17 protein-coding genes are annotated in these 15,726 nt (G+C 72.5%); 7 read left to right on the top strand and 10 right to left on the bottom strand.

The window, feature by feature from the left end; translation table 11 throughout:
• The first annotated feature begins 27 nt into the window (after positions 1–27).
• Positions 28–825, top strand: coding sequence for a carbon-nitrogen hydrolase family protein (locus ORV05_RS05810; RefSeq protein ID WP_268757412.1), 798 nt, complete (start codon positions 28–30; stop codon positions 823–825).
• Positions 826–844: 19 nt separating this feature from the next.
• Here the strand turns inward: ORV05_RS05810 and ORV05_RS05805 are convergent, their stop codons facing one another.
• Complete coding sequence (locus ORV05_RS05805; RefSeq protein ID WP_268757411.1) at positions 845–1,744, bottom strand: DMT family transporter; 900 nt, start codon at positions 1,742–1,744, stop codon at positions 845–847.
• Positions 1,745–1,918: 174 nt separating this feature from the next.
• Here ORV05_RS05805 and ORV05_RS05800 point away from each other — a divergent pair, with 174 nt between their 5' ends.
• A complete protein-coding gene (locus tag ORV05_RS05800; RefSeq protein ID WP_268757410.1) occupies positions 1,919–2,575 on the top strand; it encodes a VC0807 family protein in 657 nt (218 codons plus the stop codon).
• On the opposite strand, the gene ORV05_RS05795 is transcribed toward ORV05_RS05800, so the two are convergent.
• Positions 2,538–3,203: a LuxR C-terminal-related transcriptional regulator gene (locus tag ORV05_RS05795; RefSeq protein ID WP_268757409.1), complete on the bottom strand. Its 666-nt coding sequence runs from the start codon at positions 3,201–3,203 to the stop codon at positions 2,538–2,540. The two genes, ORV05_RS05800 and ORV05_RS05795, sit on opposite strands and share 38 nt — an antisense overlap.
• A gap of 85 nt (positions 3,204–3,288) precedes the next feature.
• Between ORV05_RS05795 and ORV05_RS05790 the strand changes: the two genes are divergently transcribed.
• The 3 genes from ORV05_RS05790 to ORV05_RS05780 all read left to right on the top strand — a co-directional run bounded on the left by ORV05_RS05790 (position 3,289) and on the right by ORV05_RS05780 (position 6,342).
• Positions 3,289–4,350 (top strand): type VII secretion protein EccE, encoded by a 1,062-nt coding sequence (locus tag ORV05_RS05790; protein ID WP_268757408.1) that lies wholly within the window; start codon positions 3,289–3,291, stop codon positions 4,348–4,350.
• Between the two features lie 105 nt (positions 4,351–4,455).
• Positions 4,456–5,160, top strand: coding sequence for a S1 family peptidase (locus ORV05_RS05785; protein WP_268757407.1), 705 nt, complete (start codon positions 4,456–4,458; stop codon positions 5,158–5,160).
• Positions 5,161–5,259: 99 nt separating this feature from the next.
• Complete coding sequence (locus tag ORV05_RS05780) at positions 5,260–6,342, top strand: dihydrofolate reductase family protein (RefSeq protein ID WP_268757406.1); 1,083 nt, start codon at positions 5,260–5,262, stop codon at positions 6,340–6,342.
• 60 nt (positions 6,343–6,402) lie between these two features.
• Here the strand turns inward: ORV05_RS05780 and ORV05_RS05775 are convergent, their stop codons facing one another.
• From ORV05_RS05775 to nadA, 4 genes are all read right to left on the bottom strand, one after another.
• On the bottom strand, positions 6,403–7,704 hold the full coding sequence (locus ORV05_RS05775; protein ID WP_268757405.1) for an ATP-binding protein: 1,302 nt from the start codon (positions 7,702–7,704) through the stop codon (positions 6,403–6,405).
• Between the two features lie 122 nt (positions 7,705–7,826).
• A complete protein-coding gene (gene nadC, locus ORV05_RS05770) occupies positions 7,827–8,678 on the bottom strand; it encodes a carboxylating nicotinate-nucleotide diphosphorylase (protein ID WP_268757404.1) in 852 nt (283 codons plus the stop codon).
• Entirely contained in the window at positions 8,675–10,321 is a 1,647-nt protein-coding gene (locus tag ORV05_RS05765) for an L-aspartate oxidase (protein WP_268757403.1), read from the bottom strand. Before ORV05_RS05765 ends, nadC begins: the two co-directional genes overlap by 4 nt.
• Entirely contained in the window at positions 10,318–11,328 is a 1,011-nt protein-coding gene (gene nadA / locus ORV05_RS05760) for a quinolinate synthase NadA (protein ID WP_268757402.1), read from the bottom strand. Before nadA ends, ORV05_RS05765 begins: the two co-directional genes overlap by 4 nt.
• Before the next feature lie 109 nt (positions 11,329–11,437).
• Here nadA and ORV05_RS05755 point away from each other — a divergent pair, with 109 nt between their 5' ends.
• Both ORV05_RS05755 and ORV05_RS05750 read left to right on the top strand, forming a co-directional pair.
• A complete protein-coding gene (locus ORV05_RS05755; protein WP_268757401.1) occupies positions 11,438–12,097 on the top strand; it encodes an NUDIX hydrolase in 660 nt (219 codons plus the stop codon).
• 54 nt (positions 12,098–12,151) lie between these two features.
• Positions 12,152–12,868, top strand: a complete 717-nt coding sequence (locus ORV05_RS05750) for an LON peptidase substrate-binding domain-containing protein (RefSeq protein WP_268757400.1) — start codon at positions 12,152–12,154, stop codon at positions 12,866–12,868.
• Between the two features lie 92 nt (positions 12,869–12,960).
• Here the strand turns inward: ORV05_RS05750 and ORV05_RS05745 are convergent, their stop codons facing one another.
• The 4 genes from ORV05_RS05745 to bioD all read right to left on the bottom strand — a co-directional run bounded on the left by ORV05_RS05745 (position 12,961) and on the right by bioD (position 15,666).
• Complete coding sequence (locus tag ORV05_RS05745; protein ID WP_268759713.1) at positions 12,961–13,497, bottom strand: DUF2567 domain-containing protein; 537 nt, start codon at positions 13,495–13,497, stop codon at positions 12,961–12,963.
• Positions 13,498–13,599: 102 nt separating this feature from the next.
• Positions 13,600–13,818, bottom strand: coding sequence for a biotin synthase auxiliary protein BsaP (gene bsaP, locus ORV05_RS05740; RefSeq protein ID WP_144593406.1), 219 nt, complete (start codon positions 13,816–13,818; stop codon positions 13,600–13,602).
• Positions 13,815–14,831: a biotin synthase BioB gene (bioB, locus tag ORV05_RS05735; protein WP_268757399.1), complete on the bottom strand. Its 1,017-nt coding sequence runs from the start codon at positions 14,829–14,831 to the stop codon at positions 13,815–13,817. The genes bsaP and bioB overlap by 4 nt, the downstream gene beginning before the upstream one ends.
• A 112-nt stretch (positions 14,832–14,943) precedes the next feature.
• Positions 14,944–15,666 carry a dethiobiotin synthase gene (gene bioD, locus ORV05_RS05730; protein ID WP_268757398.1) on the bottom strand — a complete coding sequence of 241 codons (723 nt, stop codon included), beginning with the start codon at positions 15,664–15,666 and terminating at the stop codon, positions 14,944–14,946.
• Between the last annotated feature and the right edge of the window lie 60 nt (positions 15,667–15,726).

The raw sequence follows: 15,726 nt of genomic DNA, 5'->3' as shown, positions 1-15,726 counted from the left end.
GACCACATCGACGGCCAGGAGGTAGGCGTGCTGCGAATCGGCTTGTGCCAGCTCACATCCAGCGACGATCCGGCGGAGAACCTCGGGCTGATCCGGGACGGGGTGGCCGCCGCGGCGGCCCGGGGCGCCCGGGTCGTGGTGTTCCCGGAGGCCGCCATGGCCCGGTTCGGTGTCCCGCTCAAGCCGCTCGCCGAGCCGGTGGACGGACCGTGGGCCAAGGCGGTGGCCCAGATCGCCGGCGAGCACGACGTGCTGGTGGTCGCGGGCATGTTCACCCCGTCCGACGACGGTCGCGTCCGCAACACCCTGCTCGTCACCGGGCTGGGCGAGCACACCGGCTACGACAAGATCCACCTCTACGACGCGTTCGGCTTCCGCGAATCGGACACCGTGGCGCCCGGTGCGCGGCCGCTCACGCTCACCGTCGATCGCGTCACCCTCGGCTTCGCGACCTGCTACGACCTCCGGTTCCCCGAGCTGTTCCGCGCACTGGCCGACCGGGGCGCGACGGCCGTCCTGGTCCCGGCCTCGTGGGGTGCCGGGGAAGGCAAGCTCGAGCAGTGGGAGGTGCTGGTGCGGGCCCGCGCACTGGACACCGGCTGCTGGGTCCTGGCCTGCGACCAGGCCGATCCGGCGGCGAGCGGCACCGAGGTCAACCCGAAGGCGCCGACCGGCATCGGTCACTCGGTCGTGGCCGACGGCTTCGGCCGCGTGCACGCCCGCCTGGGTGCCGGACCCGATCTGCTGGTGATCGACATCGACCCCGAGGTCACCGGGAAGGCGCGTGCCGCCACCGGTGCGCTGGCCAACCGCCGCCTCGGCTGAGCGGCCGAGCGGCGGCCCGTCAGCCGACGGGGACGGGCGCCGGGGCGGCGGCGCCGGTCAGGTGGCTGCTGCGGTGGGCGAGGATCCAGATCCCGGCGACGATGACGGCGGCCGCGAACAGTTCCCCGGTCAGCACGGCGGGCCCGGTCACCGCGGTCTCCCCCAGCCACCAGATCCCGATGGCCACCCCGACCAGCGGATCGCTGGTGGTGATCACGGCCAGGGCGGGCGAGATCATCCGGCCCTGCTGGAAGGTGTTCTGCGACAGCAGGAACCCGATCGGGCCGATCACGCACACCGTGTACAGCGCCCAGTGGGTGAACGGCACCCAGAGCCCCAGCCTCAGCTGGCCCGCGACCACCTTCATCAGTGCGGCCGTCACGCCGTAGAACACCCCCGTCGCCAGCGCCAGGCCCAGCACCCGCCCGGGGCCGCGCACCAGTGCCGACAACCCCAGCCCGCCCAGCGCCACCAGGCCGAGCACGGCGGCGAGCGGCCCCACGTTCCCGACGAGCTCGTCGGACCCGCCCGCCGGACGCGCGAGCGCCAGCAGCACCGAAAGCCCCGCGACGCAGATCAGGGTGCCCAGCACCACGACCCGGTCCGGGCGGCGGCGGTCGAGCGCCGCGGCGAACGCCCCCGCGAACGGCAGCGCGCTCACCAGCAGCGGCTGCACCAGCAGCAACGGCCCGAAACCGAGGGCGACGATCTGCAGGACGAGCCCGGCCACGGTCGCGCAGATGCCCACCAGCCACAGCGGCCGGCGCGCCAGCGCCACCAGCAGCCCGGGATGCAGGGTGCGGCCGGGCGGTACCTGCTTGGTGGCCTTGGCCTGCGCCGCGCTGGCCAGTCCCATCAGCGCCGCGGCGGCCACCGCCGCGGGGACCGCGACGGCCGAACTGGTCCACTCCGCACTCATCACCGCACCTCCTCCCGTCCCACCAAGGAGGTAACCGTACGAAGTCCCGCGCTCTTCCCGGATCAGGTGGTGAACCAGGACGAGACCTGGCTCTCATCGGCCGGGCGAGTACATTGAGGCCCGCTCCAGCCGCCCCCGCCCCGTGCCCCGCGGTACGAGAGAGACACCACCGAGATGCCCCCACATCTGACGGTCCATCTGCCCGCCTTCGGCTCGCTCCTGCGCCGGGGCGCCACCCACCTGCTCGAATCGACGATCGTGCCGCTCGGGTTGTTCTACCTGATGCTCACCGTGGTGGGCTTCGACGGCGGCCTCATCGCGGCGCTGTCGTGGTCGGTGCTGGCGCTGGCGCGCCGGGCGGTGCTGCGCCGCCCCATCCCCGCCGTGCTGCTGCTCACCACCGGCCTCCTGGTCGCCCGCACGATCCTCGGCCTGCTCACCGGCAGCGTTTTCCTGTACTTCCTGCAACCGACCCTGCAGAACTTCCTGATCGCGTTCGCGCTGGTCGCCACGGTGCCCACCGGCCGCCCGCTCATCGCGAAGCTGGCCGACGACTTCTGCGCGTTCCCGGCCGCCTTCCGCGAACATCCGCGCGTGGTGCGGGTGTTCCGGCGGCTGTCCCTGCTGTGGGCGCTGGTGTTCCTGACCAACGGCGCGACCACGCTGTGGATGCTGGCCAAGGCGACCGTGGGGAACTTCCTCGTCGTCTCGACGGCGGGCTCGTGGAGCGTGATCGGCCTGGCCATCGTGGTGTCGCTGGTGTGGTTCCGCCGCGCGCTGCGCGGCGAGGGGATCACCCTGCGCCTGGGCCCGGCCTCGGCGGCCGCCTGAATTCGCCCGTCGTGATGCCCTCCTCGATGGCGAGGCGGGTCAGCTCCGGCCTGCGCCGCCTGCCCGTCTTGTCCCGGATGCGTTCCAGGTAGGAGCGGACGGTACGGACGCTGATGTCCATGGCCACGGCGATGTCGGTGTCCCGTTCGCCCGCGGCGACCAGCGAAAGCACCTGACGCTCCCGCTCCGATAGCACGCTCTTCACGCCGCGGTTCGAGTCGAGCAGGTACGAAGCCAGCGTGGGCGAGACATGCGTGTGCCCCGCCGCGATCTCCCGCACCGCCCGCAGGATGTCCGGCCCGTCGGCCTCCTTCGAGAGGTAGCCCCGCGCCCCGGCCGAGACGGCGCCGAGGACCTCGTGCTGCCCGGCATGGGCGGAGACCACGAGCACGTGGTGCCCCATCCCGGCCACCCGGTGCACCGCCGCGGAGTCGGCGACCCCCCGCAGTTTCAGGTCCAGCACCACCACCGAGCCCGGCGGCTGGCCCGACGCGGCGAACGCGGGGACGGAATCGACGACGGCGCCGACCTCCATGTCCCCGGCCTCGGTCAGCACCCGCGCCACGGCCTCCCGGTACAGCGGGTGATCCTCGATCACCCCAACCCGGATCCGCGGCTCGCCGGACATCGGGACCTCCTGTAGCCATTTTTGCCGACAGCGCTCGCCGCCGATCCGCTTATTCTGTACCAGCAAGCAAAGAAGGGCGTCGACCATGACCACCGCCGATGCCCGGCTGCCCGGCATCGCCGGGGGCGGGCCAGGACGCCGCGACGGCAGGCCGAGGCCGGCGGGCCGCACGTGGCTGCGGCCGGTCCGGTTCGGGCAGTTCGCCGCGTGGGAGGTCGCGGCGTTCACGGTCCCGCTGGCCTGCCGCGCCTACGGCCCGGGGGCCGTGCTGCCTGCCGCGCTGCTGGCGCTGCTCGTGGTGGCGGCGACGTCGGTCCGCATCGCCGGACGCCATCTCGCGGGCTGGGCCCTCACGTGGATCGCCTACCGCCTGCAGGCGCACGACGACCGCCGCCGCACCACGGACCCGCTGCTCGTGCTCGCGCCGGATCTGCGGTTGCGCCAGCACTCCGACCGGGCGGGGAACCGCTTCGGCATCGCCGGGATCGGTGACGGCTGGACGGCGGTGGTGAAGCTGTCCGGGGAGCCGGATCTCCCCACCGTCGTCGCCATCGCGCGCCGGGCCTGCGAGGACCTGGAGATCCCGCTGGGCAGCGCGCAGGTGCTCGTGCGTTCCCGCGCGGGACGGCGGACCTACCTGCTCGCCGTCCGGTACCTGCCGGGGTACGCGCCCCTGGCCGCGTTCGCCCGCGGGCACGGCGAACTGGGCGAACTGCGGGCCACCGCCCGCGCGGCGCTGGGAGTGCTGGGCGCGCTGTACGACGCCGGTTATGGCGGCACCGTACTCGAAGCCGGTGAACTCGCCGCCGAACTCCGCGAGACGCTGGGGGCGCCGCTCACCGCCGAGGTCATCGACGGCTGGCGCTCATGGACTGCGGGAACGGTGAGCCAGGCCTGCTTCACGCCGCTGCCCGGCGCTTTTCCCGAACCGGTCGCCGACCCGCCCGGCGCCCTGGGCACCACGGTGTCGTACACGGTCCGCCGCACCCGCGGCGACCGGCTCCGCGACGAGGTCACCATCCGCGTCGCCTGGCCCGCGGGTACCCGCCGCCCGCAACTCCGCGAGCCGTCCCTTCCCGCCGTGCCGCTGTACGGGCGACACGAGGCGGCCGTTCGGGCCACGCTGCCTTTCGCCCTGCCGCGATAAAAGGCGCAATTCGGCCACCGGACCGACTTTTGTAGGTACCCCTTCCCGGGAGCCGTCAATACATTTCGTCCCGTCCTTCGACAATTCGGCACCGGAGGTTTTTCGATGCGAAAGACGGGCGCGGTTCTTTTCACGGCGGCGGCTATTGCGGCCGGCGCGACGACGACGGTGAGCGCCGAAGCAGCCACTCCGTTCATCATCGGCGGCACCACGGTCAGTTCCGCCCCCTGGGGCGCGCAGGTGTACTGGGACGACGCCACCAGCTACGGCGGTTTCGAATGCTCCGGAACCATCATCGCGCCGCAATGGGTGCTCACCGCGCAGCATTGCCTGAATTCCCCCGGAATGCACGTCAAGGTGGGCAGCGTGACGCTCGGCCAGGGCGTGGACGCCGATGTCGACCAGCAGTACGCCTCACCCGACGGCGACATCGCGCTGCTGCACCTCGCCACCTCGGTGAGCACCACCTACATGCAGCTGGCCGACAGCGACCCGGCCACCGGGTCCACCAACCAGATCTACGGCTGGGGCCGCACGCAGGGCAGCAACCCGCCGTCGAGCACCCTCAAGACGGCCACCGTGCGGGTCACCGGCACGAGTACCGACGCCTTCGGCGGGTCCGCGATCGCGAGCCAGGGTGTGTCGGGTTCGGCCTGGCACGGCGACTCCGGCGGCCCCGAACTGGCCAACGGCAAGCAGGTGGGCGTCTGCTCCACCGGTAACAACACCGGCTATCAGACCAACGGCACCCAGAACTACGCCAAGGTCTCGGCCAGCCGTTCCTGGATCCGGCAGACCGCGGGCGTCTAGGAATTTTCCCACGATCACCGCGACGACAATAATTCCCCCGATATCGGGGCGAGCGCACCCCGGCCTTTGCTCATTGTTTTCGTGTGGGACAGTGCTGGGGTGCGCAAACGCCCCTATGTCCTGGCCTCCGCCGCGATATCGCTCGACGGCCGTCTCGACGACACGAGCAGGGACCGGCTGCTGCTCTCCAGCGAGGAGGATTTCGCCAGGGTGGACCAGGTTCGCGCCGGTGCCGACGCGATCCTGGTCGGGGCGAACACGATCCGCACCGACAATCCCCGGCTGCTGACCCGCTCGGGCCCGCAACCGGTCAAGGTCACCCTCAGCACCAGTGGCAGGCTCGACCCGGCCGCGGGGTTCTTCACCACGGGCACGGCGGGCAAGCTGGTCTACGTGCCTACCCCGGCGGTGGCGGAGGCCACCGCGCGGCTCGGTCCGGTGGCCACCGTGGTCGACGCCGGTGACCCGCTGGACCTTCACCGCCTGCTCGCCGACCTCGCGGACCGGGGAATCGGGCGCCTGATGGTCGAGGGCGGCGGTGGCGTGCACACGTTGTTCCTGCGCGAAAACGTCGTCGACGAACTCCATCTGGTGGTCGCCCCGCTGTTCGTCGGGGAGGAGGACGCGCCCCGGTTCCTCGGCACCGGCTCCTTTCCCCAGGGCAGGCAACTGCTGGCCGAAGTGCGGCAACTCGGCGACGTCGTGCTCCTGCGCTACCTGCTCGGCCAGGCCGCTCGCGATCACCGCAGGCTGCGGGAGGCCATCGAACTCGCGGAACGGTGCCCGCCTTCGGCCACGTTCCGGGTCGGCGCCGTGATCACCGACGCCGAGGACAGGGTGCTGGCCACCGGCTATTCGGGCGAGACCGACCCGAAAGACCACGCCGAGGAGATCGCGCTGGCGAAGCTGGGCCCCGACCCTCGGCTGGCCGGCGCCACCATCTACAGCTCGCTGGAGCCGTGCAGTGCCCGCGCCTCGCGCCCGGTCACCTGCACCCGGCACATCCTCGACGCCGGAATCCCGCGCGTGGTGTTCGCCTGGCGCGAGCCGAACCTGTTCGTCGACGCCGAAGGGGCCGAACAACTCCTGGCTGCCGGGCGCGAGGTGGTCGAGATCCCGGAACTGGCCCCGCTGGTCCGGGCCACGAACCGCCACCTCCCCGGCGTCGACCCGATGCCGTGAAGGGCCCCTTCACGGCCCTATCGACCAGGGCCCCGGCAAAGTCATGTCGCTCCGCCAAGCTCAGCGCGGGACCCACAGGGTGGCCCGGGTGCCGTCGCCGGGCCGGGACTCGATCCGGCACCAGCCACCGACCTCGGCCAGCCGCGCCGTCATCGACTCGCTCACCCCGAACCCCGGCGGACGCTCCTCCTCGTCGTATCCGGCCCCGTGATCGCGGGTGACCACCGCGATCCCGCCGTCGCGTTCCTCCATACGCACCACCACATCCCGCGTTCCGGCGTGTTTGAGGGTGTTCCGCAGCGCTTCCCGCACCGCGTCCCGCATCGCCGCGCGGCGGGCTTCGGAAAGCCGGTCGTCGCCGATGTCCGACAACGACAACTCGGCCCTGAGACCGTCCCGGGCCATTTCCGCGGCCACCGCGGCCAGTTCGGTGGCGAGACCGTCCGGGGCACCGGCCGTGCCGAGGACGCGCCGCAGTTCCCGGGCCTGCGCCCGCGCGGCGTCGCGCACGCGGGCGAGTTGCGCGCGGGGATCGCGATCGTCGGCGGAGGTGCTCAGCGCGATCGCCTCCAGCGCCTGCAGGGCCGTGTCGTGCAGGATCCGCTCGGCGCGGTCGCGCTCCGCGGTGTGCCCCAGGCGCAGCCCGATCGCCAGCGCCAGCCGCGTGGCCAGGCCGATCAGCAGGAGCGCTCCCCCGGACGCCACCACCGCGACCACGAGCATCGCAGCACCGCTCACCAGGGTCGCGATCTCGGCGTCCCCGATCGGGGGCAGCGGTCCCGCCCACCGCAGCAACCCCTCCATCGCGGTGCCGAGCGCCGCGACGAGGAGTCCCGCGGGCACCCCGCGCCCGATGGTCCACAGCGCGACCGTGCCGGTCAGGTACACGAAGGTCACCCACTGTCCGGGCCAGTACAGCGCGGCGGGCGAGGTGAAGGCCGCGACCGGCGCGGCCACCAGCGCGAACGCGGCGTCGGCGGCCAGCAGCACCGGGGCGCGGCGGCCGCGGCGGTCGGGCACCCGCAGCACCCACAGGATGCTCGCGGCGTTGCCCGCGATGCCGAGCCAGGCGATCGCGTTCAGCACGGCCGTGGCGGGAAAGGCGAGCACCAGCCACAGCCAGGCGGCCGGGAGCATGCACAGCCGGTAGGCCAGCGGCAACAGCACCGCGTACCGGGTCGCCCGGATCATCAGCGGGTCGTCGGCGGGCTCCACCCGGCTGCGCGCCAGCGCGCTCAGCCTCCCCGCCGCGGCGAGCGGCTCCGGATCGTCAACGCCGGGGGGCAGTTCCCGCGGCGTGGAGGCCAGGACGGGGGCGCCCCGCCGGAACAACGCGCCCACGTAGTTCTGACCGCGCGTCAAGATCCACCGCGCTCCCTCCCCCCGGTGGTTGCCGATTGCGAGCAAACGTTAGCAAACAGAACCAATCAGTGTGTGGGAGCGAGGGCCCGGCACCGTCCCCGAAACGGTGCCGGGCAGGTCGCTCAGGAAAGGTCCATACCGAGGTCGAGGGCCGGTGAGGAGTGCGTGAGCGCACCGACGGCGAGGTAGTCGACACCCGTTTCGGCGTACGCTCGCGCGTTTTCCAGCCGCAGCCCGCCCGAAGCCTCCAGGCGGGTCTTGGGCGACACCTCGTCCCGCAACCGCACCGCGGCCGCGCAGTCCTCCGGTACGAAGTTGTCCAGCAGGACCTCGTCGGCGCCCGCGCGCAGCGCTTCGGCCAACTGGTCGAGGTTGTCCACCTCGACCTCGCACGGCAGGCCGGCGGCGTGCTCCCGGGCGGCCCGCAGGGCGGCGGTGACCGATCCGGCGGCCACCACGTGGTTGTCCTTGATCAGCACCGCGTCCCCGAGGCCCATCCGGTGGTTGACCCCACCACCGCAGCGCACCGCGTACTTCTGCAGCAACCGCAGTCCGGGCAGGGTTTTCCGCGAATCGCGGACCGCGCAGCCGGTACCGTCCACTTCGGACACCCACGCCGCGGTGGCGGTGGCGATCCCGGACAGGTGGCACAGCAGGTTCAGCGCGGTGCGCTCCGCGGTGAGCAGTCCCCGCACCGGGCCCCGCACCACGAGCGCCGGTTCCCCGGCGACGAGCTTGGCGCCGTCCCGGCTCGCCCGCAGCACTTCGTAGTCGCCGCCGAGCACGTGGTCGAACACCGCGAGCGCCGCTGGAAGACCCGCCAGCGTGCCGTTCACCCTTGGCGTGAGCTCCGCGGTCGCCGTCGCGTCCCCGGGCACGGTCGCGAGCGTCGTCGCGTCCGGGCCGTACCGGAGGTCTTCGGCCAGCGCGGTCTCCACCACCCGCCGGAGGTCCTCGTGATCGAGGTCGGTCATGCCACTCCCATCGCCGGAACCGGATCCGCCAGCACCGGCTGCCCTGAGGGGCTCAACCGGATCAGCTGGCTGCGCTGCCACAGGTGGTCATCGCGTTCGGGGAAGTCCAGGCGGACGTGGGCTCCCCGCGACTCGGTGCGCCGGGCGGCCGCGGCGACGAGTGCCTGCGCCACCAGGGTGAGCGCGGCGTCCTCGACGTCCCGGTGCGTGCGCACGAGGACCTCCTTCGTCGAAAGGTCGAGCACCGAGCCGGCGACCGCGAGCCCCTCGGCGTCGCGCCCGATGGCCGCGTACCGGCTCATCACCCGCTGCACCGCGTCCCGCTCGACGACCGGCATCGGCCGCGGCCGCCGTGACCTGCCCTGCTTCGGATCCGCGAGCACGCCCGCCGCCAGGTCCGCGGCGACCGCCTCGGCCGCCGCCGTGCCCGCGACCAGCCCCTCCAACAGACTGTTGGAGGCCAGGCGGTTCGCCCCGTGCAGCCCGGTCCTGGCGACCTCGCCCGCCGCGTACAACCCGGTCACACCGGTGCGGCCGTCCGTGCCGGTCACCACCCCGCCGCAGGCGAAGTGCGCGGCCGGGGTGACGGGGATGGGCTCGCGCGCGGGCTCGACACCGATCGCCCGGCAGGCGGCGTACACGGTCGGAAACCGTTCCGCGAACGAGGAAACCCCAGTCGCGTCGAGGAAGACGTGATCGTCGATACCGCCCGGCGCCTGCGCCATCCGGCGGGTGATGGCCGCGGACACGACGTCGCGGGGTGCGAGGTCGCCGAGCGGGTGCACGCCCCGCATCACCGGGGCACCGGCACCGTCGAGCAGGACCGCCCCCTCCCCGCGCACCGCTTCGGTCACCAGCGGGCACCGTCCGCGCGCGCCGGGGGTGTAGAGCACGGTGGGGTGGAACTGCACGAACTCCAGGTCCGCCGCCTGGGCCCCCGCGCGCAGAGCCAGGGCCAGGCCGTCGCCGGTGGCGATCTCGGGGTTCGAGGTCGCCTGGTAGAGCTGGCCGAGACCGCCGGTCGCGACGAGCACCGCGGGCGCCCGCAGCACACCCGGCACGCCCTCCGGGTCCAGCACCGACACCCCGGCCACCTGACCGAGCGGAGTGAGCAGCGCGTCCACCGCGATATGCCGTTCCAGTACGGGGAGTCCCCGCCCGGTCGCCTGGCCGACGAGGGTGCGTTCGACCTCCGCGCCGGTCGCGTCCCCGCCGGCGTGGATCACGCGGAAGGCGCTGTGCCCGCCCTCCCGGGTGCGGGCGAGCAGCCCGCTCGCCCCCGGGTCGAAGCGGGCGCCGGAGCCGCGCAGCCACTCCACGGCACGCGGACCGGCGTCCAGGATGGCGCGCACGGCATCGGGCTCGCACAGCCCGGCGCCCGCGATCAGGGTGTCCTCGACGTGCCGGGCCACCGAATCGCCCTCGTCGTGCTCACCGTCCAGGACCACGGCGACGCCGCCCTGGGCCCACCGCGTGTTGCCGTCGGAGACGGCCGCCTTGGTCACCACGAGTACGCGCAGACCGAGGTCCTGCGCCCGCAGCGCGGCGGTCAGCCCGGCCACCCCGCTGCCCAGCACGATCAGGTCCGCGCGCGCCTCCCACGCACAGGTTTTCGACCGTTGGTCGCTAACGTCGGTGATCATTCGCCACCGCCCGGCTTGCCGATCTCGATCATGCGCTGCACCGAGGCGCGGGCCCGTGCCGCGGTCTCCGGGTCCACGTGCACCTCGTCGGCGCCTTCGCGCAGGGACCGCAGCAGGGCGGCAGGGGTGATCATCTTCATGAACCGGCACGAGGCACGCTCGTTCACCGCGCGGAAGTCGATCTCCGGCGCGGCCTTGCGCAACTGGTGCAGCATGCCGATCTCGGTGGCGACCAGCACCGAACCGGCCTTGGTGGCCCTGGCCGCGTGCACCATGTCACCGGTGGAGAGGATCTTGACCCGCTCGCGCGGCACCGTGCCCTCGCCCGCCAGGTAGAGCGCCGAGGTGGCACAGCCGCACTCGGGGTGGATGAACAGGTCGGCGCCGGGGTTCGCAGCCGCGCGCTCGGCCAGCTCGGGCCCGTTGATCCCGGCGTGCACATGGCATTCCCCGGCCCAGATGTGCAGGTTCTCGCGGCCGGTCTCCCGCTTGACGTGGGCCCCGAGGAACTGGTCCGGACAGAAGAGGACCTCCCGGCCGGCCGGGATCGAGGCGACCACGTCGACCGCGTTCGACGAGGTGCAGCAGATGTCGGTCTCGGCCTTCACCTCGGCGGTGGTGTTCACGTAGGACACCACGACGGCACCGGGGTGCTCGGCCTTCCACGCACGAAGCTGCGCGGCGTCGATCGAGTCGGCCAGCGAGCAGCCCGCACGGGCGTCGGGGATCAGGACGGTCTTCTCCGGGGCGAGGATCTTCGCCGTCTCGGCCATGAAGTGCACGCCGCAGAAGACGATGGTGGAGGCGTCGCTCGCCGCCGCGATCCTGGACAGGGCCAAGGAGTCGCCGGTGTGGTCGGCGATGTCCTGGATCGCCGGCACCTGGTAGTTGTGTGCGAGCACCACCGCGTCGCGTTCCCGCGCGAGCCTGCGGACCTCTTCGGCCCACGCCTCGTCCGCTTCGACCCCGTCGTAGGGCTGGTAGTCCTGCGCCATCGCCGTCGCCATCGGCCCTCCTAGAGCCAGTCTAGTTTTCGCCTTATAATCGAAAACCATGCACAGTCATATTAACAGCAGCGCCCCGCTGGCACACGAGGTTCTGGCGGCCGTATTACAGGTGCGTTACGCCACACTGCGGGTGCTGCTGTGGCGGCGGGCGCTGGATCCGCACGTCGGGCGCTGGTCGCTGCCCGGCGGCAGGCTCCGCCCGGACGAAGACGTCGAGACCTCGATCCGCCGCCAGCTCGCCGAGAAGGTGGACGTACGCCAGCTCTCGCACGTCGAGCAGCTCTCGGTGTTCAGCGCACCCGACCGCGTGCCCGGGCCCCGCGTGGTGGCCACCGCCTTCCTCGGCCTGGTCCCCTCCGACGTGGACCCGGAGGTCCCCGAGGACACCCGCTGGCACGAGGTGGACGCGCTGCCCCGCACCGCCTTCGACCATCGCGACATCATCCTGCGCGCCCGCGACCGGCTGCGGTCGAAGCTGAGCTACACCAACGTCGGCTTCGCCCTCGCCCCACGGGAATTCACCATCTCGGCGCTGCGGGAGCTCTACTCCGCAGCGCTCGGCTACTCCGTCGACGCCACCAACCTCCAGCGTGTGCTGTCCCGGCGGGGCCTGCTCAAGCCCACGGGGCACACCGCCCCCTCCGGCCGCAGCGGCGGCAGGCCCGCGGCCCTGTTCTCCTTCAGCGGCGAGGGAATCCAGGTGACCGACCCGTTCGCGGTCCTGCGGCCGCCGCCGAAAACGGCGGTCAGTGGCGGCCGGCGGCGGTGAGCTACGGAAAGCGGTGGTGAGCACAGCCGGGTGATTCCCAGTAGCGTGTAGCCCGTGAAGGACGCGGAACCGCAAGACGGCGAAAAGACGACCCTGCCGTTGTTTCCGCTACAGACGGTGCTGCTTCCCGGCGCGGTCCTGCCCCTGCACCTGTTCGAACCCCGCTACCGCCAACTCGCGCTCGACCTGCTCAGCGGCACCGTGCCGGACCGCCGGTTCGGGATCGTGGCGATCCGGACGGCGATGGTCCGGGAGGTCGAGTCGGTGGAGCACGTGCACGCCATCGGCTGCGCGGCCGTGCTGCGCGACAGTGAACGCCTGCCGGACGGCCGGTTCGACATCCTCACCCACGGCGAACGGCGCTTCCGGCTGCTCGACATCGACCAAACCCAGGCGCCGTACCTGATGGCGACCGTGGAATGGGTGCCGGACGAGCGACTGCCCGCGGCGGCGGCCGACGCCACCTCGCGACTGGCGGGCGCCGCGCGCTCGGCCTACCGGCGTTACTGCGAATCGGCCTGGGAACGCGCCGCATGGACCCCGCCCCCGCCCGACACCTCACCCGCCGCGCTCGCCTACCTGCTGGCCGCCGACTGCCTGCTTCCCCTGCCCGACCGGCAACGACTCCTCGAGGAGACCCATCCGCTGCGCCGCCTGCGCCTGACCCGGCGGCTGCTCACCCGGGAAGCCGGTTTCCTGTCCGCGTTGAACGCGGTCCCCGCGCCCCCGCCCGAACTCCCCTACCTGGACTCCCGCGCCTGCCTGAACTGAGTCTGCGCGTAACTTCCACGCCCCTGACGGGGCTGGGGCGAGCCGTGAAGGGTCCCTTCACGGCCAACGACCGGTCCCTCACGGGAAATGCTTCAGCCGAGACGGCGGCCGAGGTCCTCCCGGCCGTTCCAGCCGGCGAGCAGGCCGTAGACCAGGGCCGTCGCCAGCGGCTGCGCCACCAGCACCCACCCCGACTCCAGCCGCGGAGCCACCTCGATGACGTCGCCGAGCTTCGGCGCGGTGGCCACGGAGTACAGGCCGTTGGCGAACGCGAGACCCAGCACGCTGCCGAGCCAGGCGGCCAGCAGCGCCCCGCCCACCGCGGCGGCCAGCACCACGGGGCCGCGCCGGGACCTCATCAGCCACACCGCGACCCCGGTGACGACACCGGCCGCCAGCCCGAGCATCGCGAAGATCGCCAGATCGTCGAACCGGTGCCAGCTTTCCAGTTGCAGCGGGACGAGCTGGCCGTCGGAATAGACGCGGACACGTTCGGCCGGTGCCAGCCGGGACCACAGCCAGCCGAGCGGCACACCGAGCAGTCCGGCGAGCGAGAGCACGCTCACCGCGGGGAGCAGATCCGCCTTGACGATCACCTTCGGGCGCGGCCGGGGCAGGCGGAACACCATCCGGCCGACCGCGACGTCACGCCGGGATCGCGGACCCTCGCCCGCTTCCACCGATCCCTCAGCCACCCTGTCCCTTTCGCCGGCCCAACTGGCACAGCGAGACTATCCCGTCCCCTCGCTCGTGCACGCACCGTGTCGGCTGCATCGTGCCGTCCAGCTGACCGGCGACACCTGGACCACCATCCGGCGGGCGCACTGCGGGCAGAACCGGGGCGGTTCGAGCGCGGTGCGGGGAGTGCGGCAGGCCGCGTGGTCCGCACCGGCCAGTGCAAGTCCACAGTGGACGCAGTAGGCCGGTGCGCCGGAAAGGGGCGAGCTCACAGCGACTCGCTCAGCGCCTTGATCGGCATCTTCAGCTCCGCCAGCATGCGGAGGTCCTGGCTCGCGGGGCGGCCGAGGTTGGTCAGGTAGTTGCCGACGATGATCGCATTGATGCCGCCGAGCATGCCCTGCTCCGCGCCGAGGTCACCCAGCGTCAGCTCACGCCCGCCCGCGAAGCGCAGCATGGTGCGGGGCATCGCCAGCCGGAAGGCCGCGACCACCCGCAGCGCGTCCTTGCCCTCGACCACCTCGTACTTCTCGTACGGGGTGCCGGGCTGCGGAATGAGGAAGTTCATCGGCACCTCGTGCGGGTCCAGCTCCGCCAGCTGGACGGCGAACTCCGCACGCTGCTCCTGGCTCTCCCCCATGCCGATGATCCCGCCGCAGCAGACCTCCATCCCGGCGTCCCGCACCCTGCGCAGCGTTTCCCAGCGCTCCTCCCAGGAGTGCGTGGTCACCACGTTCGGGAAATGGGAGCGTGCGGTCTCGAGGTTGTGGTTGTAGCGGTGCACGCCCATCTCGACGAGTTCGTCGACCTGCTCCTGCGTCAGCATGCCCAGCGAGCAGGCGATCTGGATGTCGTTGCCGTCCTCGCGGATCGCCTTGATGCCCTCGCGCACCTGCGACAGCAGCCGCGCATCCGGGCCGCGGACGGCGGCGACGATGCAGAACTCGGTCGCCCCGGTCTCCGCGGTCTGCCGTGCGGCCTTCACCAGGCCCGGGATGTCCAGCCAGGCGGAGCGGACGGGTGTGGGGAACCGGCCCGACTGCGAGCAGAAATGGCAGTCCTCCGGACAGCCGCCGGTCTTGAGGCTGACGATGCCCTCGACCTCCACCTCCGGCCCGCACCAGCGCATCCGCACCTCGTGGGCGAGGGCGAGCAGCTCGGACAGTCGATCGTCGCCCAGGCGCAGCACCTCGAGCACCTGCGGCTCGGACAGGCCGGTTCCGCGTTCGAGCACCTGCTCCCGCGCCACGGCGAGCACGTCGGTCTGTTCGGGTGCTGAGGTCACGAACAACCTTCCCTTCGGTCTTTCCGGCCACCAGGCCCTCCGGCACCGCCCGCCGGTCCCGGCCCAGCGCACCATGCTGCCGTACGGGCGTGGGGAAGAACAGCGACAAGCGTCACGTTCGCGCCGACGCCTCCTTCTCGAACCGCTCGGGGTCGAACTCCCCGCCGAACCAGGGCGACAGCCCGGCCCGCGCCCTGGCGAGGAACCCGGCCCGGTCCTGCCCGCCGATCCCGGCGGGCAGGGCACCGAGCAGCGGTGCGCCGGCGGCGACCGGCAGGTCCACCACGTTGCAGAGCATGGCCAGATCCGGCTCGGCCGGCCACGAGCCGATCACCACACCGGGCACGTGCAGGCCGCGCGCGGTGGCGACCTCCGCGGTGAGCGCCGTGGCGTTGAGCGTGCCAAGGCCTGCCTCGGCCACCACCAGGACGGCGGCGCCGAGCGCCCACGCGGCGTCGGCGAGGGTGCTGCCATCGGGACCGAACCGGACCAGCAGGCCCCCCGCCCCCTCGACCAGCACCAGATCGTGTGCGGTGCCGAGTTCGGTCGCCGCCGCGGCGATCTCGGCAGGCCCGACCACGGGGATGCCGCTGCGCCGGGCGGCCGCCTCCGGCGACAGCGGGTCCGGATAGCGCCGCAGCTCGCGCGTGGTGACCTCGCCCGCCAGCCGTACCACCTCGGCGAGGTCACCCGGCTCGCCCGGTGCCACGCCCGTCTGCGCCGGTTTGAGCACCGCGACCCGCCGGCCGCTCGCCCTGCCGAGCGCGGCGATCGCGGCGGTCACGGCCGTCTTGCCGACGCCGGTACCCGTTCCGGTCACTACCAGGATGCTCACGGCAGTTCACCGTAGTACCGGCGTCGACGCGACGGCCCTTCCCCGCTTCAATTCACCGCC

The sequence above is a fragment of the Amycolatopsis cynarae genome (assembly GCF_026802195.1).
GTDB classification, from domain to species: Bacteria; Actinomycetota; Actinomycetes; order Mycobacteriales; family Pseudonocardiaceae; genus Amycolatopsis_E; species Amycolatopsis_E rhizosphaerae.
Note: the sequence above shows the minus strand (reverse complement) of the source record. Positions and strands in the feature narration are given on the sequence as shown.

Coding starts and splice junctions, on each gene's coding strand:
- ORV05_RS05795 (WP_268757409.1), bottom strand. CDS start 3,203: ATGTCCGGCGAGCCGCGGATCCGGGTTGGGGTGATCGAGGATCACCCG.
- nadA (WP_268757402.1), bottom strand. CDS start 11,328: ATGGCGACGGCGATGGCGCAGGACTACCAGCCCTACGACGGGGTCGAA.
- nadC (WP_268757404.1), bottom strand. CDS start 8,678: ATGACCGACCTCGATCACGAGGACCTCCGGCGGGTGGTGGAGACCGCG.
- ORV05_RS05765 (WP_268757403.1), bottom strand. CDS start 10,321: ATGATCACCGACGTTAGCGACCAACGGTCGAAAACCTGTGCGTGGGAG.
- ORV05_RS05805 (WP_268757411.1), bottom strand. CDS start 1,744: ATGAGTGCGGAGTGGACCAGTTCGGCCGTCGCGGTCCCCGCGGCGGTG.
- ORV05_RS05800 (WP_268757410.1), top strand. CDS start 1,919: ATGCCCCCACATCTGACGGTCCATCTGCCCGCCTTCGGCTCGCTCCTG.
- ORV05_RS05745 (WP_268759713.1), bottom strand. CDS start 13,497: ATGGTGTTCCGCCTGCCCCGGCCGCGCCCGAAGGTGATCGTCAAGGCG.
- ORV05_RS05790 (WP_268757408.1), top strand. CDS start 3,289: ATGACCACCGCCGATGCCCGGCTGCCCGGCATCGCCGGGGGCGGGCCA.
- ORV05_RS05785 (WP_268757407.1), top strand. CDS start 4,456: ATGCGAAAGACGGGCGCGGTTCTTTTCACGGCGGCGGCTATTGCGGCC.